The sequence below is a fragment of the Psychrobacter sp. 16-MNA-CIBAN-0192 genome, from assembly GCF_040309565.1.
Classification (GTDB): Bacteria; Pseudomonadota; Gammaproteobacteria; order Pseudomonadales; family Moraxellaceae; genus Psychrobacter.
On record NZ_JBEOOX010000001.1, the window covers coordinates 411,493 to 437,451 of the forward strand.

Genomic DNA, 25,959 nt, shown 5'->3' on the forward strand with positions numbered 1-25,959 from the left:
CATGAAAAAAGGTCTGACGGGTTCCATTATGAAATAATGAAAACCGTCAGACCTTTAATTTAATCTAAGCTATTACGGAGCTTTATACCGACGGATTAACGTCAGGATTAGCTGATTTAGCATCAGCGCTTTCTACTAAATAACCTTCCTCAGCAAGATAGCCGTCTTCCGTTAATAGCTCTTCTGTTACGACCTCTGTGCCAGCGTCAGCCTTTTCTTCAACGCTATCTGGTTGCTCAAACGGCTCTAAAATAGGCATTAATAAGGTTGCTTGTGCCAATGGCAATACATCAAGTGGTGATAATTCTGCCTGTCCAAGCAGCTGCTTAAGTCTGTCACTTGGCAGTCGAATGGTTAAGCATTCATGCCCCGTATCATCATAGCTTTCTTCTAAAATCACGCCCAGCTCATATAAAGAGTTTTTAAGCTGACCTGCGCTATAAGGTAGGGTCAAATCAAAGGTAGTTAGCGTGCCCGTAAGCAGCTGTTGCACCGCTAAAGACAGCTCTTCCATGCCGAGATTTTCTCTAGAAGAAACATAAACTCGACTAGGCTGACCTTCGCTTGCATAGCTAATATGAGCAGGCTCATCGGTTAAGTCAATTTTATTATATACATTGAGCACGGGCACATGATTGTCAATCTCAGCCAACACATCTTTGACCGCTTGAATCTGCTCATGCATATCATCGCTGGCAGAGTCAATCACGTGCAACAGCAAATCTGCCTCTAACGTTTCTTCTAATGTGGCATGAAACGACTCAACCAATTCATGTGGTAAGTGACGTACAAAACCAACGGTATCGACCAACACCACGCGACCAACACCTTGCCAATCTAAGCGGCGCAGCGTTGGGTCTAGCGTTGCAAATAATTTGTCCGCAGCATAAATATTTTCATCAACCAAGCGATTAAATAACGTCGATTTACCAGCGTTGGTATAACCAATTAATGAAATAGTTGGTACGTCTGATTTTTGGCGGCGGGCGCGACCTTGTGCGCGTGTTTGTCTGACCTTTTCAATACGTGATTTTAGCTGAGTGACGCGAACTTGGAGTAGGCGACGATCCGTCTCAAGCTGTGTTTCACCGGGTCCACGCAGACCGATACCGCCTTTTTGACGCTCCAAATGCGTCCAACCACGTACTAAACGCGTTGATAAATGATTAAGCTGAGCCAGCTCAACCTGCAACTTACCTTCATAAGTACGGGCACGCTGGGCGAAAATATCTAAAATCAAGCCCGTGCGGTCAAGCACGCGGCATTGCACGAGTGATTCTAAGTTACGCTCTTGCGACGGCGATAAGCTATGGTTAAACAGCACGATATCTGCCTCATGCTCTCGCACTAATTCAGCAATTTCTTCTGCTTTACCACTGCCGACAAAATATCTCGCATCCGGTCGCTGCCGCGAGCCAGTAACCAATGCTAATGGGTTCGCCCCTGCTGAATCTGCCAACAGCTCAAACTCGTTTAAGTCATCTGGATCTTGGATTTGGCGGATGTCCAAATGTACCAATATAGCGCGCTCGCCACCTTCATGTCTTACAAAATATTCCAAAGAGTATCACCTATAAATAAAGTAAATAAATCGCTACTACTCATATAAATACATATAAGAGTAACATTCAGATAACCCTTAATATGCGGTCTTATCAATTGATATTAAAGCGTTTGTCAGTAAATAATAAGGGTTTTATGTTACCGTTTTTATCTTATTATTTTTACTGTCTTTTTATTTGCTTAACTTTTCTTGTTTAGTATTAGCGACAGATAGCAGCCTTTAAGATTTTAAGCGAAATAATATTTTTTAAACGATATAGACTGAAGGATAAGCCAAAGTATGCAGCTGAAATTGGCGCAACGCATTGAGTGAACAATTCATCACTGACGAATAAAACTTTGCTATACTGGGAGCGTTTTTTACCGTTATTTATACATGAGGAACACAGATGAGCCAGTCAAAGTCAGGCTTTTCAGTCAGAAAAAACTTGGGTCGTGGTAAGCAAATTGCAGGCATGACCACTACTATTGCGGGCGGAATGCGTACTGCGCAACGTATCGGCGCTTTTCGGCAGCCACCACGGGAAAAGCTACCGCGCTATATCCAAACCTTTTGTCGCAAAATGGCAGGTTCCTTTGGCGTGCAAGTGGTGCAGGTTGAGCCAGTGCCGCAGCATCATGGCTTATGGGTATCGAATCATGTGTCGTGGATGGATATTCCAGTCGTCGGAAGCGTCAGTCCTGCATTTTTCTTATCAAAAGCAGAAATTGGTGATTGGCCAGTATTTGGTAAACTCGTTCATGCGGCAGGTACGGTATTTATTAAGCGTGGTTCAGGGGATGTGGGTTCAGTCACCACCCAAATTGCCAGCTTTTTAAATGAAGGCTTTTCGGTGATATTCTTCCCGGAAGCAACGACGACAGACGGTAAAAAGATTAAACGTATCCATGGCACTTTATTACAATCTGCTATCGATGCCGCTGTGCCTATTCAGCCTGTGGTAATTGCTTATGTCAATAAAGACGGTACGTTAAGTGAAGATTTGCCTTATTTTGGCAAAATGACTATGAAAGCCAGTATCAAGCGTGTCCTTGATAGTAAGGATGTCACCGCTTATGTATTACCGCTTGAGCCTCTAGATCCGAATGGTTATAACAAAAGCCAGCTGACCAACATGTTACAGCAGCGGATGCAAGAGGGTTTAGCAGAGCTACATGCGCGGGTATTGCGTACGCCTTCTGATGGTACGGCAACTGTTTTATAAATAACATTACTACTTATTAGTTTGATAAAAAGGCGTTAATCATCGAGATTAACGCCTTTTTTAATTTCATTACTAGATTAGAAAATTAGAAGAATTTTGCTTTTATAAACAGCTAGTTTTATCTTATGGTGATGGGTTTGGCTGCTGCATTTGTACCGCTTCGATAGCCTCTAGCACTTCTGCGCTAAGGATCAGATTGATACTATCGATATTAGACTTTAGCTGCTCAAGGCTGGTCGCACCGATGATATCACTGGTTACAAAGGGTCGAGAATTAACAAAGGCTAATGCCATCTGCGCCATATCTAGTCCATTGTCTGCCGCAATTTTGGCATATTGTGCGGTTGCCCACTTTGCTTGCTCGTTGATATAGCGCTCATAACGGTCATATTCCGTTAGACGTGCGCCTACTGGACGTTTACCGCCTAGATATTTTCCTGATAACACGCCAAACCCAAGCGGTGAGTAGGCAAGTAGCCCGACATTTTCACGGTGTGATATTTCTGCAAGTCCGACTTCATAAAGTCGATTAAGCAAGCTATAAGGGTTTTGAATGGTAATCGGCGCAATTAAGTTGTGTTTATCAGCTTCCCACAAATAGCGCATAACGCCCCACGGCGTATCATTGGATAAACCATAAGCGCGAATACGTCCTTTTTTAATCTCATCATTTAACGCCTGAATAGTCTCTAAAAATGGCGTTAAATCATCTAATGATTGTGCTGCCATATTAGTATCATAACTACGCTGCCCAAAAAAATTGGCTTGACGCTCAGGCCAATGCAGCTGATAAATATCAATATAGTCGGTTTGCAAACGTTGTAGATTGTCATCAATTGCCGCGCTAATATGCTCTGCATTAAAACGCGTTTTACCATCGCGTAAAAAGCCCATTGGTGATATTTTACTGGCAAGTATGACTTTATCGCGTTGCTTATTTTTTGCAAACCAGCTACCCATAAAGCGCTCGGTATTGCCTTGCTTATCCTTATCAGGCGGTGACGGATACATCTCGGCCGTATCCCAAAAGTTGACACCTTCACTTAATGCCATGTCCATTTGCGCGTGCGCATCTTGTTCCGTATTTTGTTGTCCCCAAGTCATGGTGCCCAAACATATTTTGGAGACTTTTTCATTGAGTTGCGGCAAAGTTTGATACTGCATATGCGTGTCCTCTATGGTGCGAATTTTACCAGTTTACTACAGCGCTAAATTTTTATAATAAAGCTATTAGCCCAGCTGAATGCCTGTAACCCCAGGCGGTGTTACTTGAAAAATGGTCACCTTAAATAACACGGTTTGTCCTGCCAGTGGATGATTAAAATTCACGGTAATCTCATCTTCATTGACCGCACTAATGGTGCCGGGCAAGGTATTTTTACCTTTATCTTCAAATTCAATCAGCATGCCAACTTCAGGATTATCGGCGATAAGGGCAAATTGCGTGCGGCTAAAATGCTGAATGTTATCCGCATTCCAGTCACCAAATGCCTGTTCAGGTTCTAAGTGGGCGCTGCGTGTGTCGCCTGCGCGTAGGTTCATCAGTACCTGCTCGAATCCTGGTAGCAAACTCTCATCGCCAATCGTCAAGGTCACAGGCATATCGCGATGATAAGTCGAGTCAATAACCGTCCCATTTTCTAATGACACTTCAAAATGCAACTTTACAAGGCTGCCATAAGTGATGCGCGTGTCTTCATTGGGGTTGATAAATTGCGATTCGGTCATGGGTAACGTCACCTATTGCTAGAGTAAAAAAATGGGCGGATATCAATATAAGAACTGATAACAAGAAATGATAAACCATCTGAAAAAGTATGTAAGCGTTAATAGTGTAACGGAAATAAGGTAAGATATCTGGCGAATATAAATGAAGGTAGAAATATCAATGGCAGCCAGACAGCAAGGTCAAATTAAAAAATGGCAAGAGGATAAAGGTTTTGGTTTTATTGAAACCGAAGCGGGCGAGCAGGTTTTTTTTCATATTAGCGAGTTTAAAGCGCAGCGTCGTCCAAATGTTGGTGAAGCCGTGGTCTTTAGCATAGGACATGACAATCAAGGACGCATGCAGGCGAAACAAGTACAAGAGCTTGGTTTTGTACAGCAACAAATGGCGCAAAAAAACCAACAAATTCGCCAACGTAATCAAAAACGCAGTGTCCAAGCTGACTTCGAGGCGGGGCAAAAAAAGCGTTTATTTGTGGGCGTTGGCTTTTATATGGTACTCATATTACTGGCAGTTATGGATAAGCTTAGCTGGCTGGTCGTGGGTTGGTATGTCGCATTGGGGCTAATCACTTATCTGATGTATGCTAAAGACAAAGCAGCTGCGCAAAGTGGTGACTGGCGTACACCGGAATCGACTTTGCATCTATTAAGTGCGCTTGGTGGATGGGTTGGGGCGATGGTCGCGCAGACTTACCTACGGCATAAATCGCAAAAAGCGGATTTTCGGATGACGTATTATTTAACGGTATTGATTAATATGGCAGGATTATTGGTTGTTTTAGCCAATAAAGAGTTGTTACCGTTTTAAACTTTAGCCAATTTTTCTGAGTAGATAGTTATTTTTGAGCGTCTTTACGATTCATTATTGACATCTACCGTTATAAGCATTTCTTATTATAAAGTCATAGGTTATAAAAACGCATATCATAGAGAATTTCCATAAAAAAGCCCCGTAATAGTATTCTATTACGGGGCTTATACGATTACTAAACGACGTTAACTATGGCGCTTTTTTTCCAAAAATAACATATCAATAATAATCAGTGCTACCCCAATACAAATAGCTATATCAGCAATATTAAAAATAGGATAATGCCACGCATCTGCATAATGCACATGGATAAAGTCGATGACATGTCCATACAATACGCGGTCAATCAGGTTATTACCGATTGCGCCGCTGAGTACCAATGCTAAACCCGTAGATAGCAGTTTAGCTTGCCGTGGGACTTTAATGAGATAAATGATTAAGGCTATTGACATGACCAGTGCTAAACCGACAAAAAACCACTTTTGCCAGCCACCAGCATCCGCTAAAAAGCTAAACGCTGCGCCAGAGTTGTATGCCAGTGTCCAATTTAAAATCGGTTCAATAACGGATACCGGCTCATGAAAGGTAAGCTTGGTTTCAGCCAGCCATTTTGTCCATTGGTCAATGATGAGCACTAGTAACGAAAGCCCGTACCACTTAACTGCCTGATTGCCATTAGCAACCAATTTTGGTGATTTATTTAGGCGACTTCTAGGCGTCAGTGAGCTGCCCGTAGTCACGTGCGCAGGTTTGATGGTCTCAGCAGAACTGGCATTTTGACTGGAAATAGCACTACTAGCACTTTCATGATTTACGCTGTCCGAATTTGCGTTCTCATGACTGGCTTTAGTATTAGCATCAACATCAACATCAATACGAGCATTGTCGCTGATATTGACGTCTACTTTATCATCAGTAGGCTCAATCGAGTCATCGTTTAATGTCAGGATATCTACATCAAACTTACTATCGCTATCATCCTGAGTATTATCGTGCTCAGGCGTATCAGTAATCGAGTTAGGCGGCGCTTTATGCATAATGGCGCACCTCGCCATCACCGCTGACGTTGGTTACGCAGCGCGCGCACAGTTCAGGATGGGTAGCATCAACGCCGATATCGTCACGCACATGCCAGCAGCGGACGCATTTAGTCCCTTCTGCAGCTGTCACTTCAATACTCAAATCTGCTGATTCGTCTGTGCTGTTGTTTGTACTGCTGTCTGAATTAACCTCTGGAACGGCTGCGCTCATGGGTTGCAAAGTAGCCTTACTGGTAATTAATACAAAGCGTAATTCTTCACCAAGCTTCGCTAAGCTGTCATACATCTCACCATTGGCAGTTAACACCACATCAGCGGATAAGTTGGCGTTAATTAGCTTATTTTCACGCGCAGTTTCGATATGTTTATTGACCATATCTTTAGCACGCATAATATATTGCCAGTCATCAGCACTGATAGCGCTTAATTCAAACGCTGGGAAGTCATACCACGTTTGCGTAAATACATATCCTTCGGCATTGGTATCATCTTTATTCAGCACTTTCCACGCTTCTTGCGCGGTAAAGGTTAAAATCGGTGTAATCCAGCGAATTAACGCTTGGGCGATATGATAAATGGCGGTTTGCGCAGAGCGACGCGGCTTACCATCAAGTTGCGTGGTGTACTGGCGGTCTTTGATGATATCGAGATAAAATCCACCCAAATCTTGTGAGCAAAATGCCGTCACGTGCTGAGTGACTTGATGGAAATCCATCGCATCATAAGCGCTAACGATTTGAGCTTGCACGGTTTGCGCACGTTCCATAATAAATTTATCAAGGCTGACCAGCTCATTGATATCGACGCTATCGGTAGCAGGATTAAAGTCATCGGTATTGGCAAGTAAAAAGCGTAAGGTGTTACGAATGCGGCGATACATATCGACCGCACCTTTAAATGACGTTTTGCCTGCGCTCATCTCATAGCGATAGTCACTAGAAGCAATCCACAACCGCAGCATATCCGCGCCCGTTTTATTGATTTCCTCTTGCGGGGTGATAATATTACCAAGTGACTTACTCATTTTGCGACCATTGGCATCTACCACAAAGCCGTGGGTCAATACTTGCTTAAAGGGCGGGCGACCGTACATCGCCTCAGACGTTAATATCGAGGTTTGGAACCAACCGCGATGTTGGTCTGAGCCTTCTAAATATAAATCGGCAGGATTGGTCAATTCATCATGCTGCTCAAGAACGGCATAATGGGTCGTTCCAGAGTCAAACCACACATCTAGCGTATCGGTAGCTTTATCATAATCTGCCGCTTCCGCGCCCAAGAAATCTTCACAACTGGCATCAAACCAAGCTTCTACGCCGCCTGCTGCGATTTTCTGCGCGGCTATTTCCATCAATTCCAACGTATTAGGATGCAGCTCGCCCGTTTCTTTATGCGTAAAGAAAGCAATCGGCACGCCCCACGTACGCTGGCGTGAAATACACCAATCAGGGCGGTCGGTCATCATGGCTTCCATACGATTCTGTCCCCATGCTGGCGTCCAATTCACAGTTTTGATATCAGCAAGCGCCTGTTCACGCAAGCCCTTAGCTTCCATACTGATAAACCACTGCGGTGTGGCGCGGAAGATAATCGGTGACTTGTGACGCCAGCAATGCGGATAGCTGTGCTCAATTTTGGTATGGCTTAATAAATGACCGTTTTCATGTAACGCGGCAATGATTTTTGGATTGGCTTTATAAATGTGCTCGCCTGCAAATACCGCTGCGGTATCTAAATAGACGCCATTACCATTAACTGGATTTTCAACGGTTAAATTATATTTTAAGCCAACAATATAATCGTCTACACCGTGACCCGGAGCCGTATGCACCAAGCCAGTACCGTTATCGGTCGTCACGTGATCGCCCAAAATCAGTGGTACTTGACGCTCGCCAATGAGTGGATGCTGCGCTTGTAAGCCTTCAAGGGTGCGACCTGATACGGTTGCTAATACACCTTGATTGCTTAGCTCAAGCGCTGTTAGTGCTGTTTCGATAAGGTCAGTGGCTAATAATAAATTGCCTTTTTCAGTTGCAACGACTGAATAGTCATGTTTAGGATGCACAGAAATTGCTTGGTTAGCAGGCAGTGTCCACGGCGTTGTTGTCCAAATAACGGCAGCAATACCACCTTCAATTGCCGCCAATTCAGTGACTTTTTTAGTATCTAAAACATCAAAGCTCACATAAATGGCGTCTGATACTTTATCTTGATACTCGACTTCAGCTTCAGCCAATGCGGAGCTACAATCCAAGCACCAGTTAACCGGTTTCATACCACGGGTCACATGACCATTGTCATAAATTTTAGCCAGCGAGCGCACGATATTGGCTTCTTGGTCAAAGTTCATGGTCAAATAAGGATTGTCCCAATCGCCAAACACGCCCAAACGTTTAAAATCTGCCATTTGTAGCGCCACTTGGCTTTTGGCGTATTCACGGCATAACCCACGAAACTCAGTTGCCGATACTTTTTGTCCGACTTTACCGACTTTGGCTTCGACTTTTTGCTCGATAGGCAGACCATGACAGTCCCAACCCGGTACATAAGGCGCATCAAATCCTGATAAGGTCTTTGACTTTACAATAATGTCTTTTAGCACTTTATTCACTGCATGACCTAAGTGAATCTGACCGTTGGCGTATGGAGGACCATCATGCAAAATATACTTAGGTGCGCCTGCGCGCGCCTGACGAACCTTGCCATATACATCGTCCGCTTCCCAAGCGCTTAACCAATCTGGCTCGCGATTGGCTAAATTGGCACGCATCGGAAATACCGTGTCAGCAAGGTTTAACGTATCTTTATAATCAAGGCTTGGCTTATCAGTCATAGAGGGAGTTCTTTATTTGATGTAGGAGTGGTGAATAGTCGGTGAGGGTATTTATTATAAAACCAATAGAGATATAAAAATAAATCAGCAATAAAGCGCTAAAAACGCCTATCATTATATGACAAAAAGAGTGGGGTAAAAAGGACTGTTACTGCTGTTATCTATTTAAGTAAAACTTTAAGTCATCGATTAAGTGTTTTTTTAAATAAATTTTACAAGCAACAATAATGACAACCGTACTTAACAAGCTTCTAATATTGTGCTAACTTAACCGACAATAAATATAAAAATGTATTCTTAATAGTTATGATTGATGCTGAGTTATTTAGAGCCATCTTATCATTAAAAGATGACCAACGCTTATACAGAGCCTATACCATTAAAATATAAGAGATGATTATCAGAGACTTGCTAACGTTATGGGAAATTATCATTGTTATGACATTTAGTAAGCTTATTAGCTATAGGTATTATTCATCTGCTTAACAGTCATTTTGAACCCTTATCGTTAGCAGGATTGTCTCACCTATAGATTATCTCACCTATAATAGCTTCGCCAAAATTTTTAAGTATTTCTCGGCGCGCAATAAAACTTGCGTTGGCGCTCTGATGCCGTCAACAATTCGTCGCAGTCATAGATACTATCTACACTTTTTCTTTATATAATCATTCAAGGGCTTACCTGAATTTATCTTAGTACAGTATTTATTACGACCACTTTTAGAAGCAGCTTAAAGGCTTTATTTAGAGTAACACCACGCAAGGAGCAACAATGAAAGTAGGTATCCCAAGAGAAGTAAAAAATAACGAAAACCGTGTTGGCTTAACCCCAAGTGGCGTCAATGCGCTCGTTGACGCCGGTCACACCGTTTATGTTGAGACCAATGCCGGTATTGGTTCACAGTTTATGGATGCCGATTATAGCGCTGCAGGCGCGACGATTGTGAAGACGGCTGCTGAAGCATGGGATGTTGACTTATTGGTGAAAGTGAAGGAACCACAAGCAAGCGAGTATCCGTTCTTACGTGAAGGGTTAAGCTTGTTTACCTATCTGCATTTGGCAGCTGAGCCGAAGCTTGCCAAAGCATTAATTGATAGTAAAGTAAACGGTATTGCCTATGAAACGGTGCAATTAGCAGACCGCTCATTACCATTATTAACGCCAATGAGCGAAATTGCTGGACGTATGAGCACGCAAATTGGCGCACAATATTTGCAATCTTTTTATGGCGGTAAAGGTATCTTGCTTGGCGGCGTACCGGGCGTGCAAAAAGGCAAAGTAACGATCGTTGGTGGCGGTGTCTCGGGTACGGAAGCAGCAAAAATTGCCATTGGTCTGCGTGCTGATGTGACTATTTTGGACTTGAGCCCAACCCGTCTCAAAGAGCTGTCCGAGATGTTTGGTAGTGGTGTGCAGACGCTAATGTCAACCAAAGTGAACATTGCTGAAAGCGTTAAAAACAGCGATTTGGTCATCGGTGCAGTGCTGATTCCTGGTGCTGCGACGCCAAAATTGGTGACTGAAGAGATGATTAAATCAATGCAACCGGGCGGCGTTGTTATTGATATCGCGATTGACCAAGGCGGCATGTTTGAGACCACCGACCGTATCACCACCCATGATGATGCAACCTATGTTAAGCATGGCGTGATTCACTATGCCGTTGCCAATATTCCAGGCGCGGTACCACGCACATCAACCATGGCATTGTCTAACGTGACGCTACCGTACGTCATGGCGCTGGCAAATAAAGGTTTTGAAAAAGCGTGCAGTGATAATGAAGCGCTAGCAAAAGGCGTGAACACGGCACAAGGTCATGTGACTTATAAAGCCGTTGCCGATGCATTGGGCTACGATTTTGTTGAGTTAGGCTCACTTATTAACTAGTGTGCTGCATACAATTCAATGCTATTACTTTGATATCTCAGTGAAGTAAAAAAGCCTGTTAAATGATAGTTTATCTCTATAATAATTAGGATGACAACTGTTGATTCGCAGGCTTTTTTATGGTCTATTTTTTATGAAAAATGATGATAAGTTATAAAGAACTCAGCCACAATCTTAACTTAAGTGACCATAACGGTTGAATACCCGTTAAGCCTTGGCTCATCTCCCCATCTTTTAATATCACAAATGAGGGCGTTACTTGTCCTTGCCAATCGGCGAATATGTTGCTTTCTTCATCGTTGACTGTCGTGAAGTCGTATTTATGCTCGCTTAAATAATCATGCAACTCTTGGTTATTACCGGACTTAATGGCGACCGTAACCACCGGATAATTTCCTTGTTTGGCAAGCGTATTCACAGCAGGCGACGTGGTGCGACATATCGGGCACCACGTACCCCAAAAATAAACCAACGTTGGCTTATCAGCGCTTAAACTTGCCAAATCGACCGTTTGCCCTTGATAGTCGGTCAGCTGTAATTGCGGATTGGCAGGCATGACCGGCTGCCGCCACCAATTAATGGCAGTATAAATAACCAGAAATACGGTGCCGTAAAGTAGAACGCTCTTAAGCAGCGATAGCAGTCGCTTTTTTGGGCTTGGCTTTGAGTTTGCTTGGGGTTTAACTTTTTCAATATCGCTATTGTTAGTCATAATATTTGCTTTTTTAGCCTTATTATTTTAAGTGCAGAATTTGTATTCATTTGTTTTGACAGATAAAAATAAACGGCTGAATGGTCAGCCGTATTATTTAATCTTGAGAGTCTATTATCAGTTTTAAGAACAGATTTTTAAAGCCTTAAACTTAAGGCTTTAAAGCGCGACCTTGCAGGGGATCGCCATCTAACACGCTACCTGAATTTTCATGTCGCTCTTCTCCAGTTAATTTACTGGCTGAGATGGCAGATTTTCGTTTCCATTTAAGACTAAATAAGTCATCACGGCGGTCAATGAGGTTATGAACTGAGCCTTCGTTACGCACATGAATCAGTTTATCGAGGTCGAGATCAGAAAAGAAAACCATTTCGGTATTGGGCGTGGTTTCTGCCATAATCGCATCGTGCGGAAAAGCAAAGTCAGATGGTGAGAAAATAGACGATTGCGCGTACTGAATATCTAGGCTTTCGACTTGCGGTAAGTTACCAACTGAACCACAAATCATCACATAGCACTCATTTTCAACAGCACGGGCTTGGGCGCAAATACGCACGCGCAAATAACCATTTTTAGTATCGGTCCAAAACGGTACGAATAAAATATCCATGTCATCAAGTGCCATCAAACGGGCTAATTCTGGGAATTCAATATCGTAACAAACCAAAATACCAATGCGACCAGCATCGGTATCGAATACTTGAACTTTGTCACCGCCTTCAATGACCCATGCGCTACGTTCATGCGGGGTAATGTGGATTTTACGCTGTTCCTCAACCGTACCATCACGGCGACATAAATAGCTGACGTTATATAACACATCTTCTTCATCGAGTAACGGCATCGAACCGCAAATAACGTTGACGTTATAAGTCACTGCTAAATGAGAAATCTCATTTTTAAACCATTCGGTATAACCAGCTAAAAAGCGAATGGCAATATTCTGGTCGGTCGATTCACACAGCCCCATGAGCGGTGCATTAAAGAATTCAGGCAGGCAAGCAAAGTCCGAATTGTAGTCCGCCATAATATCGACGAAAAACTCGACTTGTTGCAGCAGCTCTTCAGGCGATTCAACCTCACGCATCTGCCACTGAATACCGCCAATGCGCACCTCAGATTTACGGGTATTGGGCTTATAATCTTGCGGCTCATAATAAATATTTGCCCACTCAAGCAAGGTAGCAAAGCCTTTTGACTGCTTATCATCCGGTAAATAGCCGGTCAAAATACGTTTGACGATAAAGCCATTAGACAGCTGAAATGACAATGCAGGGTCATGAATCTCACGCGCTTCAACCGCCTCGATATACTCACCTGGTGTTAAGTCTTGATGGTCATAGTATTTTGGAATACGACCGCCGGCAAGAATAGCGCGGAAGTTCAACTGTCGGCACAGCTCTTTACGGGCATCATAAAGCCTACGACCTAAGCGATAACCACGATAATCAGGATCAATCAGCGCATCTAAGCCATAAATGGCATCGCCTTTGGGATTATCACGGATAATTTCTTTTTGCCCGATTAAATCATCATAAGTATGCGGATTCGAAAACGTCGTATAATCAACGCGCATTGATAATACGATGCCAATCAATTGATCATGATCAAACAAGGCAATTTGCCCTTCTGGAAAGGCATCAATCAGCGTATTAATGGTGTTTTTTGACCATGAGCCACCCAAATTGGCATAAACACGATCCATCAAAGCTTTTAATTGCGGATAATCTTTTTTCTTAATTTCGGCGATTGTTAAATGAAAGTCGTCGATTTTTTCAATTTTACTCATAGTATTCCTGTTTAGCTGTTTTTCATCGGGCGTTACAAATTAGAATTACGAATTTAGATATCATCAGTAAAGTATTATTAATCAGGTATAACTTAGTGCGCGGTTCATATTTAGCGCATAAGTACTGAAAAATTTAAACCTATAATAAAGCAAAAAGTAGAGATGCAGAATAGACGTATTAGCAAGACTAGCGCTGTCAATGCATCGGCTATTGATGAATATAATGATTTAAAAGACCATAAAAAATCTCAGTCATTAGCTAAAACAAATATCAATAATAGGCTATTAAAGCTACAATATCGTAATGTTTACAATAGTTTGTAAAATCTTGCCATGTCAGAAGTGTGCGAAAAACAAGCGCCATTATCTTTACTTGGTTTTTATTTACGACCGCTATAATAACAAGCTTTGCTATCAATAAAAGCGCAACCTAGTAACTGTTTGCTACGACTTTGTATGCGCTAGCAATATTTGTTATCAGTATGGTTATCTTGCTTTACGCATTCTCGCGCTACTATGAGCGCATTTTTATATTATGTCATCTCGAATGGCTGCTAGGACTATAGATTTATGGCTTTAAGTCGTTTTGACACAGATAGTATTTTGGAAAAACTGGAGGATGACACTTTGATTCAGCTGGTTTATGTCAGTAGTTTGACACTGGCTGGGCGTTTAGATACCAGAGTATTTGAACAGGTGGAGGGTAGTGCACGCGCTTATAATGCAGAGCATGGTATCACGGGCGTTTTGTGCTACGGTAATGGACATTTTTTTCAGTGTATCGAAGGTAATAAGTCACATATCTTAGCGCTGCAACAGCGTATCTTTGCCGATAAGCGACATAAAAACATCAAGATACTGTTATTACAAGCGATAAATGAGCGCCACTTTATTGATTGGCGCATGCGATTACTCTTTTTAGAGCGCTGGCTATGGTCACCAGCAACCAAACAACAAGCGAGTCAGCTTTCACCCTTTCTACCTTTTGCCCCGCATGGCTGGTCAGCAAATCGTACCGAAGATTTTTTGCAGATTATCAAATATTTTGATACGCCGCCCCATATTAAAGCTGCTGGCATTACTTATAATGCGCTGGGCAATATGCTGCGTCATGTTGCAGCTCCGCACCAAGCTTTTTTGCTAGTTCAGGGCTGTTTAACCGTACTGATTATAGTGGCTATATTTTTACTGTTTTTATAACCTATCTCAATTATTAAAAATAAAAAAACGCCCACCTTAAACACTGAGCGTTTTTTTATTTAGCCTGTTAAAAAACACCTAATCCATATCAAAAATCTTGCCGCGATTCATAATATTATTCGGATCAAACACCTGTTTAATCTCTTTTAAGTATTCAATCTCCGTCTCGCTGCGGCTGTAGTGTAGATACGGCTTTTTCGTCATGCCCACTCCATGTTCCGCTGACACCGAACCACCATACTTTTGCACCGTTTCAAACACAAACTTATTGACCAACTGACAAGCGGCAAAGAAATCATCTTTACTCATAGCTTCTGGCTTAAGAATATTGAGATGCAAATTACCATCGCCAATGTGCCCAAACCAACACACCTCAAAATCTGGGTAGTTATTGCTAACAATGGTATCAATGTCATTGATAAAGTCCGGTACATGAGTAATTAATACCGACACATCATTCTTATAGGGTGTGAACACTGAAATGGTCTCTGAGATATGCTCACGCAGCTTCCATAACTCTTGCGCTTGGGCAATGCTTTGGCTCATCACCCCATCGACTACCCAGCCTTGTTCCATACACTCTTCAAAGATAGCCATGGCTTTATCCATAATCGGCTCATACGGCGCTTCAAACTCTAACAAGGTATAAAATTTGGGACGCGACTCAAACGGTTCTTGTACTTGACCATGCGCCATCAGCTTATCAATCGCCACGCTATCAAAGAACTCAAAGGCGGTGAGGTCAATCTTGGCTTGAAATGCCGACAATACATTCATCACATCAGAGAAGTTATCCATCCCCAGCACCATGACCGTTAAGTCTTGTGGTGGACGCTCTAGCTTAATCTGTGCATGAGTGACTAAACCTAAGGTGCCTTCACTACCGATAAATAAGTGACGTAAATCATATCCGGTGGCATTCTTCACCATACCTCGATTCAGATGCAGAATATCGCCTTTACCGGTCACGACAGTTAGCCCCATAATCCATTGTCGGGTCATGCCATAACGAATGACTTTAATACCACCCGCATTGGTGCCGATATTACCACCCATTTGACTGGACCCTGCTGAAGCAAAGTCGACGGGATAGTAGAGGTCTTTAGATTCCGCAAACTGTTGCAACTGCTGAGTAATAACACCGGCTTCAATTTCAACCATACGATCAGCAGGATAGAAGGTGCCGATGTTATTCATCTTGTCCATGCTAACGACAATCTCGCCATTGGCGGCAACGGCTCCAGCTGATAGTCCGGTACGTCCACCACTGGGTGTTAAGACAACAAGATGCTCATTTGCCAAGAGGACTAAGGCTTGAACTTGTTCAGTAGTCTTGGGAAAGACAATGGCACTTGGCGATGGCGCAAAGTGTTTAGTCCAGTCTTTACCCCAGTGCTCAAGGCTTTCAAGGTCGGTGCGGATTTGAGTGGGGTCAAATTGATATTGAGTCACCAAGCTATCGAGGATGGCTTGAACAGCGGTGGTATTATTAGCAGTAATGGGTGCAGTCATGATAGTCTCAGTGAGAAAGCTGAATTTTTAGATGCTGAGTAGCAATATACGTGATAAATATAACACTAATGGTCATTATTGTCTGAATACAGAATCGCGCACCCTTTACTTTATAAAATAAAATCGAGAAGCGCTATATGCTCCTAGCGAATAGAGCAGGCTAATTAATCTGTATATACGATGATAGTGATATAAAACGTATTATTATCACACCAAATAGTAAGTATTTATTTTTTAGGATATTCCCCATCTAGGCTAAATTTTGTGTAAGATAAAAAGCTCATTCTCGTTTTATTCATTGCAGGCTATTAATAAAATAGTTATAGGACAGATCTCATATGGCATTATCATTAGAAAAAGACAAAATCCGTTTTTTATTACTTGAAGGGCTGCATGAGAACGCTGCAAAAGTGTTGCAAGCTGCCGGTTATAATAATATTGAATCGCTTAGCCATGCCCTTGATCAAGATGAGCTTATCGAGAAATTAAAAGACGCTCATTTTGTTGGTATTCGTTCACGAACGCAACTGACCCGTGAAGTGCTCGAGCAGGCACCAAAGCTGATTGGTATTGGTTGTTTTTGTATTGGCACCAATCAAGTAGATCTTGATGCAGCGCGTGAGCTGGCGATTCCGGTTTTTAATGCCCCTTATTCTAATACGCGCTCGGTTGCCGAATTGGTACTCGCCGAAGCGATTATGCTATATCGCGGTATTCCTGAAAAAAGCGCCACCGTACATCGCGGCGGTTGGGGGAAATCGGCAAAAAATTCACATGAAGTACGCGGTAAAACCATCGGTATTGTCGGCTATGGTTCTATCGGCTCACAGCTGTCTGTCTTGGCGGAAAGCTTCGGTATGAAAGTCATTTATCATGATGTGATTACTAAATTGCCACTGGGTAATGCCAGTCAAGTGGGCAGCTTAGAGGAATTATTAAATAAAGCTGATATCGTCACCTTGCATGTGCCTGATGAGCCAAGCACGCGCTATATGATGAAAGCGGCGCAATTTGCGCAGATGAAAGAGGGCAGCTATTTTATTAATGCCGCTCGCGGAACGTGTGTTGAGATTAATGATTTAGCAGCAGCGCTTGAATCAGGTAAAATTTTGGGTGCTGCCATTGATGTATTCCCAAAAGAGCCAAAGTCTGCTGACGAAGAGTTTGAATCACCACTGCGTAAATTTGACAATGTCATCTTAACCCCGCATATCGGCGGCTCAACCCAAGAAGCACAGGCAAATATTGGCTTAGAGGTCGCAGAAAAATTCGTTCGTTATTCTGACCAAGGCGATACGGTAACGGCAGTGAATTTCCCAGAGATTTCTATCCCATTCAAAGAAGGGACGCATCGTCTTTTGCATATTCACCATAACGTGCCGGGCGTATTATCACAAGTGAATCGTCTATTTGCCGATGCTCATATCAATATTTTAGCGCAAAGCCTGATGACTGAAGGCAACATCGGTTACTTAATGATGGATGTCGACTATCATGACTCAAGTGCTGCGCTTGACCAGCTAAAAGACGTTAGTGAGACTATTCGCGTGCGTATTTTGTACTAATGACGAAAGCGATAATCTTAGTTTCAATATTAAATTTAGACAGATAAAGTAGCCCAGCATTATTTAATCTAGACTTACTAAATTTGTTAGTAATAGCAGGCGGTTTTTAGAATTGCCTGCTATTTTTTTGGCTAATTTTTTTAGGTTGTCGAAAGCTGATAGCTACTATTACATTCTTTGTACATTTAATAGGCTATGTTAACATTTTCTTTACTATGATATGACTTTGATAATTTATACTACAAAGCTGAAACCCGAATTAAGCTTATGTGCCTAGCAATGACAGCTAGGATAAATATGCTATTTTAATGTATATGCTATGTGTGCTCTGATAAACACGTAATCTATAACTTATGCATTTTTTATAACTCATTGAATAAAATAGAAGTTTAATAAAACAAAAGGACGCTTTATGAAAATGAAATTGCTCCAAGCAGCGGCATTCGGTGGCGTATTAGCCATGACTGCTACTGCCAGCTATGCTGCGGATCAACAGACTCATCAGTTATCAAGTCATATTCTTGATATCAGTACAGGCAAACCTGCGCCAAACGTTGATGTGCGCTTGATGAAACAAGTTAATGGTGTTTGGAAGTTACTTGATACTAAAAAAACCTCAGAAAATGGTCGTATTGGTGAGTTTTTATCGAACGAAGGTAATGTCAATAATGATGGCGTTTATAAGCTTATCTTTGAGACAACCCCTTATTTCCGTAGCCAAGGTCTAGAGTCTTTTTACCCGTATGTTGAAGTGAATTTCAATATTAAAGGTGATAATCATTACCATGTGCCAATTACTTTGTCACCGTACGGTTATAGCACTTATCGTGGTAGCTAAATAGTTGCCAGAATAATGAATAAAAAAGAGATGCCTAGGCATCTCTTTTTTATGGAGTATATATGAATTTCACAGTAGTAAGTTTGGTAAATTAAGGTTACTTAACCTTCACTTTATTAGCGGCATCTGCCAAACGTCGTGCTTCGACTTTAGCGGCTTTGCGTTTTTCAATGACGTCAATCACATCGCTACCAATATGCGTTTCGCCACGTTTTTTCGCCAGTTGCATCTGGTGCTCACGCTCACGAAAGCGTGCTTTTTGCTCATCGGTGGCTTTATCAATACAATGCGGACACGATTCACCTTTAATATAAGCAGGGCTTTGCTGATTCGCGACCGTAATCGGCATCCGGCAAGCAAAACATTGGTCGTATTCGCCTTTTTCTAGGTTATGATTGACCGAGACGCGATTATCAAAAACGAAGCAATCGCCTTCCCACATGGATTCGGTAACCGGTACTTCTTCTAGGTATTTTAAAATACCACCTTCTAAATGATATACCTCGTCAAAGCCTTGCTCGCGCATAAATGCCGTTGATTTTTCACAGCGGATGCCACCAGTACAGAACATGGCGACTTTTTTATGTTTGTTGGGGTCGAGCTCTTTTGCCACATATTCAGGGAATTCGCGAAAGGTTTCTGTTTTTGGATTGACCGCATTTTTAAAAGTGCCAATCTGCACTTCGTAATCATTTCGGGTATCAATCAAGATAACGTCTGGGTCAGAGATAAGCGCATTCCAGTCACTCGGCTTAACATAACGCCCAACCGATTGTAATGGGTCAATATTTTCAACGCCCATGGTGACGATTTCTTTTTTAAGCTTCACCTTAGTGCGATAAAACGGCTGCTCGCTGGTATAAGACTCTTTAAATACAAAGCTACCGATGGCTTCGATAGTACGTAGATAGTCAAGTACCGTATCAATGCCTTGGCGTGTGCCAGAAATTGTGCCATTGATACCTTCGGCGGCGATTAATAACGTGCCTTTAACTTCATTGTTGAGCATGGTATTTAATATTGGCTCGCGATACTGCTCAAAATCTGCAAAGCGGGTAAATTTATATAGAGCAGCGACGACGATATTATTGGTCGTGCTGTCGTATTCGCTGGCATGGCTTGGTGCTGCTTTATTGCTAGCAGCTTGGCTGTTATTTACAGAGGTAGTCATCGGATTCTCCTGCGAGCTAAGTCGTAAACCTAGTGCAATCGTTGGTTAGTTTAAGAACTGGGTTATAACATTGGTGCAATTGTGGAATTGGTAAAGTGCTTGTGCAGTGTAGCAAATTTTAGGTGATTTTTGGATATTTATATATAGATAGGAACTTTGCATACTGTTATAAAAATAAAAAAACCCAGCTGATTACTGAGTTTTTTATTAATCAAAAATAACTAGTTAGTTAATGACTGACTTATTTATTTTGGAACCAGCGATCCGCTTGAGTACGGGCGCTAATGATGTCTGAGTTTGATAAGTTAAGCGCTAATTGTCCGATTTTACCGCGTGCTTTACTGCGTACTTTATCGTCTAACATGCCATCACGTGCTGCTAAGTCATACCATTTATAGGCATCAACCAAGTTTCTTTGTTTCTCATCAAGCAGTGCTAGAGTATAACTGGCACGATTGTCACCGCGCATCGCCGCTTTTTCTAACCACTTACGGGCATTCTGAATATTTGGCTGTACACCTTCACCGCGCAAATACATGATACCAAGATTGAGCTGGGCAGGGGCAACGCCTTGTTCTGCTGCACGCGTATACCATTGAATGGCTTTTTGCGTGTCTTGAGTGATGCCTTGCCCTTTTTGCAGGCGTTTTGCCAAATAGAACTGGGCATGGTCATTACCTTGGTTGGCACGTGCCGTGAGCTCACTTACATTCATAATCTCAAAACGTGACGTATCCAATGGCACGTTTGCCACTAAGTCTGCATTTGCCAGACCGGCACAAGAAAAAACAGCTGTGAACAAGGCGGCTTTCAATAATTTCATAGTGGCTCCAAGAGTAGGGAGTAAATAAGCAAGGGGTAAAGGCAAGCAAGGCGATGTTAAGGTAATAAATTTTTAAGTCTATATTTAGGCGTACTAAAGCAAGACAATACAAATATTAAGCATAAAAAATTACCCAATCTGTAATATTCTTAAAGCAGCATAATGATTAAAACAAGAGCAAGCTGATTAAGAACACTAAATCAATGGATAAAAACAATCGTGTACTGAACACGATTTTGCTAGCTTACCACTCACACTTACCAAACTCAAATACTAATTACATCAGATAATAGAGAAATATACTTGAAAGTTCGTATTATTATCATACAGTTACTAACGTGTAAGAATAATAATACAAATGATGTAAAGTCAGCAAGCTGAAGTGCGAGGACGCTTAGTAACACGATAAATGGCAACATCAGCGAGCAGGTTAGGCGCTTGGCGTATTAAAGTATTCATAAGCGTTGAATGACCTCGAGGCGAATCGCTAACGGCAAAGCGATTAATAATATCAATATCATGCTGAGCGCATAGCTTCTCAAAATCTTTAAAGGTACACAGATGAATGTTGGGTGTGTCATACCATTCATATGGTAGGGCTTCTGAGACCGGCATCATGCCCTTTAATCCCAGATGCAGACGGTTTTGCCAATGTGCAAAGTTTGGAAAGGTGATAATCGCTTCACGCCCAACGCGCAACATATCAAGCAGCAAGGTATCGGGTGATTTAACCGCTTGTAGGGCGCGTGCCATCACTACCGTATCAAAGCTATTGTCAGCAAAGCGACTGAGTCCATCATTGAGGTCTTGTTCGATAATGGACAGACCATTGCCGATAGCTTCGTTGATTTTTTCTTCGTCAATCTCTAGTCCGTAGCCGCGAACGCCTAGTTTTTGTTGCAAATGCGCCAATAGCTCGCCATTACCACAGCCTAAATCAAGCACTTGCGTGTGCGGCGCAATCCAGCGTTCCGCTAGTTGATGATCCATTCTCACGAGCGTTCTCCTGTTACTGCTGTCTGTGCTGCGCGTTGCCCTTGACCATTATTTTGATAATTACCATTACTGCTATTCATAAAGGGCGCGGTTAAAAAGCCTTTTATTGCGCCCATATAGCGCGGAATATCAAACAAAAATGAGTCATGACCATGCGGTGCATCGACATTGATATAGCTGACCGGTTTATTAACTGCCATCAGTGCATCGACGATTTCTTCTGAGCGTTCAGGCGCAAAGCGCCAATCCGTGGTAAACGACACCACCAAATACTGACATTGAGTATGGGCAAAGGCAGCTTTTAACTCACTATGTGCATTAGCATTGCTACTATTATCATCATAAGTAGAATTTTCCGCATTGGCTAGAAGGTCAGCTTCTTGTTCTACTTTAGATGTTAATTCAATGTCTAGCTCAGGCGTTAACGCGCTATCACGCGTAGGGTCAAAGTAATCCAGCGCTTTGGTCATCAGTAAATAGGTATTGGCATCGAAGTTTTTACTAAAGCGCTCGCCTTGATAACGCAAGTAGCTTTCGACTTGAAACTCAGCATCATAGCCGTACATAAATTTGCCCGATTTTAAATCACGACCAAATTTAGCTTTCATCGCGCTATCGGTCAGATAAGTGATATGACCCACCATGCGCGCCAATATTAAACCGCGTCTTGGGTAAGTGCCGGCTTGCAAATAGCGTCCTTCTTTAAAGTCAGGATCGGATAAAATCGACTGGCGCGCTACCTCATTAAAGGCGATATTTTGTGCAGATAACTTAGGCGTACTGGCAATCACTACGCAGCGCTTTAGGCGTTCAGGATAATCAACCGACCATTGCAGTGCTTGCATACCGCCCATAGAGCCGCCCACAATCGCATGCCAAACTTCAATGCCTAAGCGGTCTGAAAGCATGGCTTGGGTTTTTACCCAGTCTTTAATGGTGACCAATGGAAAATCTGGACCATAAGCGCGTGGCGTACCGCCATTGGTGATACTGTCAGGATTGATGGTGGTTGGACCCGTTGAGCCAAAACAGCTGCCAATGTTATTGACACAAACTACAAAAAAACGCTTGGTATCAATGGCTTTATTAGGACCTATCATATTGTCCCACCAGCCTGCTTTTTTATCGTCAGCGTGATGAATACCAGCAGCATGATGGCTGCCTGAGAGGGCATGACATATCAAAATAGCGTTAGATTTGTCCGCATTTAACGTGCCATAGGTCTCTATTACCAAATCAAAGGTGGGCAAAACACGGTTGCACTCTAAGGTTAAGGGCTCGCTAAAATGAAAGGTTTGGGGAGTGACAATGCCCACTGAGCCGACGACAGAATCGACCACTATATCATTGTGGGATGGGTCACTGGTGATATCAGAACGTGAACTCAAAGCTACCTCGAAAGACGACAGTCATCAATAAAATATACGCAAAAAGGCAAGATGCCAATACGCTATGTTTGCCTATTGTAGGGCGATGCGTGGATGAGCACAACCTTCAGACCCGACTTTATCTCAAGGCAATTTTGCTATCAGATTTTTATATCGTATCAAATTGTATGAGCGCCACTTTAGCGCTGCGTGTCGCGTAGATAAAATGCTACACTAACGGGCTTTATGATAAAAAAACTTAGGAAATAGCAATTAATTTAAGTTAAAAGCTGTGAATAAAGACTTAATAACCAGCTCGCTATTTTTATCTGCCACCGCCTTTATATTTATATCCATCTATCCCATAACTTCCTATAAAATTTGCCACTATGAAACCTAAATTGCCCCCACGCATTGCCGTGTTATTAATTAATCTTGGTACGCCTGATGAGCCAACTGCGCCTGCGGTACGCCGTTATTTGCGCCAGTTTTTGTCAGATCCACGCGTTATTGAGATTCCGCAGTTTTTATGGGCGATTATTCTTAATTTATTTGTGCTGCCAAGCCGTCCAAAACGAGTAGCAGCCGCGTATGCCAGTATTTGGGATGGTGATTCACCCATGCGCAATATTTTGAATGGTCAAGTCGAGCTCTTGCAGTCGCGCCTTACCGAAACTGCTGCACCGTTTCGCGTTTCTGTGCATCCAGCGATGAGCTATGGCAATCCAGGTTTGCCTGACGTAATGGACAAACTGCGTAGCGAGGGCGTTGATCACTTTGTAATGTTGCCGCTATTTCCGCAATATTCTGCAACGTCAACAGGGGCGGTTTACGATGCCATCACCAAATGGTCATTAAAGCAGCGTAACTTGCCTAATATGACAGTGGTCAAAGATTACTTTGCCCATCCGCTATATATTAAAGCATTAGCCGATAGTATTCGCCGCTTTCAAGCCACACACGGTAAGCCTGAAAAACTCATGTTTAGCTTTCATGGTATTCCGCAACCGTATGCTGATAAAGGCGATCCATATCCGCAGCGTTGTAAATGTACGGCAGCCCAAGTTGCGCATGCGTTAGGTCTGAATGACGATGAATGGATTATCAGCTTTCAGTCGCGCTTTGGTAAGCAAGAATGGATTAAGCCGTATACCGATGTGGTATTAAAAGAGTGGGGCGAATCAGGGGTCAATTCTGTGCAAATTATCAGCCCAGCGTTCTCAGCGGATTGCTTAGAGACGTTAGAAGAATTGGCAATTGAAAACCGCGAAACCTTTATTCATGCAGGGGGCAAAGAATATCACTATATTCCAGCGCTAAATATGGATGAGGCGCATATTGATTTGATAGCAGCGTTGGCGACACCACTGGTCAAAGGCTGGGCAGGCACGCTTGATGGCTGGGTATAGTTGAGTACAAAATCTATCTGAAAAATATAAGCTGAAAATTAGCCATTAAAAAAGCACGATTATAATAAATAATCGTGCTTTTTTTTAAATTTTTACTCTGATAAATAAATTATAAATCATCATCATTGCTATATCTAGCCGCATCTCTATCGGCGATATCCACAATATCTGGATAGTCAATATCATCTAAATTGTCTTCTACTAAAATCTCATCAATACGTGACTCGTCGATATTTTGGCGATGCATTGGCGTCAGCCCATCTACCGCATCACTCCCAGCTTGCGAATTACTAAACCCTTCCGAATTATCTATATTGTCATTATCGTCGATAATGTGTAGCATCGGATTGTCTAAATCGATGGCTTGCTGATTATTTTCCTGCTCATCATTGTCGTCGATACGTTCCATCTCTTCTGGCAACGGGATTTCTGAATGATCCATGATATATTCCTTTGTTTTAATTATTAAGTGCAAACTAAACTGGCTTTTAGTTTGCATGGTTATGTGGCTGGTCACTAGTAGTAAGGTGTCACATCATGTTAAAAAAATGTAAGAGGCAGGTTCGTTCTATAAATAAAAAAACGGCTATCGATATAAGGTAGCCGTTTAAATAGTTGCTTAGCATTTTTTAATATTACTGGAAGCAATATCGTGTTTAATTAATTCGCTTACTTAGTACCGATTTTGCTATTGATAAAGCGCATGATTGGATCGGGAGAGATTTGTGATAAGCCTTGTAAAACCTTTGCTGGCATACCAACTGGGTAATGTGTGCCTGATATTTTACTATTCGGTCGACACGTTAATCTGCATATGGTTTTAGCAACATCATCAACCGTTAGATTAATGCCTAAACGATCAATACTGGTGACATGAAGGTCTTTGGTCATGTCTGATTTCACCCATAATGGCATGACATCAATGACTTTAATACCCAGCTCAGCGTACTCAATATTTAACCCTTCCGTTAAACCACGGACAAAGAATTTACTAGCGGCATAAGGCGCAACTTCAGACTGACCATAAATAGCCGAGGCTGACGATAGGTTAATAATTTTGCCGTTTTTGCTATCGGCAAGATACGGTGCCAGCTTATGACAGCCAATCAGCACGCCTTTACAGTTGATATCAATCAAAGATAATTGCTTATCTAAATCAGTCGTTGGTAATGCGCCACTGACCAAAACTCCAGCGTTATTAACCAGAGTATCAATACCACCAAAGGTATCAATCATGGTTTTAATCGCGTCATCCCATGCGTCAGGCTGAGTCACATCCAAATGACCGGTAACAATACGATTGTCTTTATTGGCTTTTTTTAATACCTTATCGTTAAGCGCGCGTTCAAGCCCAGCGCTATCAATATCGAACAGTCCAACGCTATGACCTTTTTCTAGTAGTCGCTTAGCCGTTGCCAAGCCAATACCGCGCGATGCGCCTGTGATTAATACATTCATCCTAATATCCTTATAGTAAGTGACAATTAATAAGTAACAATCATTGAGAGG

21 protein-coding genes are annotated in these 25,959 nt (G+C 42.3%); 7 read left to right on the forward strand and 14 right to left on the reverse strand.

From position 1 onward, the window contains the following. Positions 1-82: 82 nt before the first annotated feature. On the reverse strand, positions 83-1,561 hold the full coding sequence (gene hflX, locus AAEY78_RS01715) for a ribosome rescue GTPase HflX (RefSeq protein ID WP_352336750.1): 1,479 nt from the start codon (positions 1,559-1,561) through the stop codon (positions 83-85). Positions 1,562-1,952: 391 nt separating this feature from the next. Here hflX and AAEY78_RS01720 point away from each other — a divergent pair, with 391 nt between their 5' ends. After that, positions 1,953-2,768 carry a lysophospholipid acyltransferase family protein gene (locus tag AAEY78_RS01720; protein ID WP_352336752.1) on the forward strand — a complete coding sequence of 272 codons (816 nt, stop codon included), beginning with the start codon at positions 1,953-1,955 and terminating at the stop codon, positions 2,766-2,768. A gap of 123 nt (positions 2,769-2,891) precedes the next feature. Here AAEY78_RS01720 and AAEY78_RS01725 read toward each other — a convergent pair whose 3' ends face one another. Continuing rightward, positions 2,892-3,932 carry an NADP(H)-dependent aldo-keto reductase gene (locus AAEY78_RS01725; protein WP_352336753.1) on the reverse strand — a complete coding sequence of 347 codons (1,041 nt, stop codon included), beginning with the start codon at positions 3,930-3,932 and terminating at the stop codon, positions 2,892-2,894. A gap of 66 nt (positions 3,933-3,998) precedes the next feature. After that, the gene (locus tag AAEY78_RS01730; protein ID WP_352336754.1) at positions 3,999-4,496 is read right to left on the reverse strand and encodes an FKBP-type peptidyl-prolyl cis-trans isomerase; all 498 of its coding nucleotides are present in this window, start codon (positions 4,494-4,496) and stop codon (positions 3,999-4,001) included. Between the two features lie 160 nt (positions 4,497-4,656). Here AAEY78_RS01730 and AAEY78_RS01735 point away from each other — a divergent pair, with 160 nt between their 5' ends. Beyond that, positions 4,657-5,304 carry a DUF1294 domain-containing protein gene (locus tag AAEY78_RS01735; protein WP_352336755.1) on the forward strand — a complete coding sequence of 216 codons (648 nt, stop codon included), beginning with the start codon at positions 4,657-4,659 and terminating at the stop codon, positions 5,302-5,304. Positions 5,305-5,492: 188 nt separating this feature from the next. On the opposite strand, the gene lspA is transcribed toward AAEY78_RS01735, so the two are convergent. Both lspA and ileS read right to left on the reverse strand, forming a co-directional pair. Beyond that, on the reverse strand, positions 5,493-6,095 hold the full coding sequence (gene lspA / locus AAEY78_RS01740) for a signal peptidase II (protein WP_352336834.1): 603 nt from the start codon (positions 6,093-6,095) through the stop codon (positions 5,493-5,495). A 241-nt stretch (positions 6,096-6,336) separates the two neighbouring features. Further along, complete coding sequence (gene ileS, locus AAEY78_RS01745) at positions 6,337-9,180, reverse strand: isoleucine--tRNA ligase (RefSeq protein ID WP_352336757.1); 2,844 nt, start codon at positions 9,178-9,180, stop codon at positions 6,337-6,339. A gap of 772 nt (positions 9,181-9,952) precedes the next feature. Here ileS and ald point away from each other — a divergent pair. Further along, positions 9,953-11,068: an alanine dehydrogenase gene (ald, locus tag AAEY78_RS01750; protein ID WP_352336758.1), complete on the forward strand. Its 1,116-nt coding sequence runs from the start codon at positions 9,953-9,955 to the stop codon at positions 11,066-11,068. A 151-nt stretch (positions 11,069-11,219) separates the two neighbouring features. Here ald and AAEY78_RS01755 read toward each other — a convergent pair whose 3' ends face one another. Together AAEY78_RS01755 and AAEY78_RS01760 are read right to left on the reverse strand one after the other, a co-directional pair. Continuing rightward, entirely contained in the window at positions 11,220-11,780 is a 561-nt protein-coding gene (locus AAEY78_RS01755; protein WP_352336760.1) for a protein disulfide oxidoreductase, read from the reverse strand. Positions 11,781-11,931: 151 nt separating this feature from the next. Then, positions 11,932-13,569 carry a carbon-nitrogen hydrolase family protein gene (locus AAEY78_RS01760; RefSeq protein ID WP_352336762.1) on the reverse strand — a complete coding sequence of 546 codons (1,638 nt, stop codon included), beginning with the start codon at positions 13,567-13,569 and terminating at the stop codon, positions 11,932-11,934. 570 nt (positions 13,570-14,139) lie between these two features. On the opposite strand from AAEY78_RS01760, the gene AAEY78_RS01765 reads away from it, so the two are divergent. Further along, positions 14,140-14,769, forward strand: a complete 630-nt coding sequence (locus AAEY78_RS01765; RefSeq protein ID WP_352336764.1) for a BLUF domain-containing protein — start codon at positions 14,140-14,142, stop codon at positions 14,767-14,769. Between the two features lie 78 nt (positions 14,770-14,847). On the opposite strand, the gene AAEY78_RS01770 is transcribed toward AAEY78_RS01765, so the two are convergent. Next, positions 14,848-16,281: a D-2-hydroxyglutarate dehydrogenase gene (locus AAEY78_RS01770; protein WP_352336765.1), complete on the reverse strand. Its 1,434-nt coding sequence runs from the start codon at positions 16,279-16,281 to the stop codon at positions 14,848-14,850. Between the two features lie 338 nt (positions 16,282-16,619). Between AAEY78_RS01770 and serA the strand changes: the two genes are divergently transcribed. Both serA and uraH read left to right on the forward strand, forming a co-directional pair. After that, the gene (gene serA, locus AAEY78_RS01775; protein WP_352336767.1) at positions 16,620-17,846 is read left to right on the forward strand and encodes a phosphoglycerate dehydrogenase; all 1,227 of its coding nucleotides are present in this window, start codon (positions 16,620-16,622) and stop codon (positions 17,844-17,846) included. A gap of 412 nt (positions 17,847-18,258) precedes the next feature. Next, positions 18,259-18,684: a hydroxyisourate hydrolase gene (uraH, locus tag AAEY78_RS01780; RefSeq protein WP_352336768.1), complete on the forward strand. Its 426-nt coding sequence runs from the start codon at positions 18,259-18,261 to the stop codon at positions 18,682-18,684. 97 nt (positions 18,685-18,781) lie between these two features. Here uraH and trhO read toward each other — a convergent pair whose 3' ends face one another. From trhO to metX, 4 genes are all read right to left on the reverse strand, one after another. Beyond that, complete coding sequence (gene trhO / locus AAEY78_RS01785) at positions 18,782-19,855, reverse strand: oxygen-dependent tRNA uridine(34) hydroxylase TrhO (RefSeq protein WP_352336770.1); 1,074 nt, start codon at positions 19,853-19,855, stop codon at positions 18,782-18,784. Between the two features lie 241 nt (positions 19,856-20,096). After that, the gene (locus AAEY78_RS01790) at positions 20,097-20,678 is read right to left on the reverse strand and encodes a tetratricopeptide repeat protein (RefSeq protein WP_352336772.1); all 582 of its coding nucleotides are present in this window, start codon (positions 20,676-20,678) and stop codon (positions 20,097-20,099) included. Between the two features lie 369 nt (positions 20,679-21,047). Beyond that, complete coding sequence (gene metW, locus AAEY78_RS01795) at positions 21,048-21,674, reverse strand: methionine biosynthesis protein MetW (protein ID WP_352336774.1); 627 nt, start codon at positions 21,672-21,674, stop codon at positions 21,048-21,050. Next, positions 21,671-23,014 (reverse strand): homoserine O-acetyltransferase MetX, encoded by a 1,344-nt coding sequence (gene metX, locus AAEY78_RS01800; protein WP_352336836.1) that lies wholly within the window; start codon positions 23,012-23,014, stop codon positions 21,671-21,673. The genes metW and metX overlap by 4 nt, the downstream gene beginning before the upstream one ends. A 416-nt stretch (positions 23,015-23,430) precedes the next feature. Here metX and hemH point away from each other — a divergent pair, with 416 nt between their 5' ends. Continuing rightward, positions 23,431-24,450 (forward strand): ferrochelatase, encoded by a 1,020-nt coding sequence (gene hemH / locus AAEY78_RS01805; protein WP_352336775.1) that lies wholly within the window; start codon positions 23,431-23,433, stop codon positions 24,448-24,450. 109 nt (positions 24,451-24,559) lie between these two features. On the opposite strand, the gene AAEY78_RS01810 is transcribed toward hemH, so the two are convergent. Continuing rightward, positions 24,560-24,892, reverse strand: a complete 333-nt coding sequence (locus AAEY78_RS01810; RefSeq protein WP_352336777.1) for a hypothetical protein — start codon at positions 24,890-24,892, stop codon at positions 24,560-24,562. Positions 24,893-25,119: 227 nt separating this feature from the next. Next, positions 25,120-25,908, reverse strand: coding sequence for an SDR family NAD(P)-dependent oxidoreductase (locus tag AAEY78_RS01815; protein ID WP_352336779.1), 789 nt, complete (start codon positions 25,906-25,908; stop codon positions 25,120-25,122). Positions 25,909-25,959 lie beyond the last annotated feature (51 nt).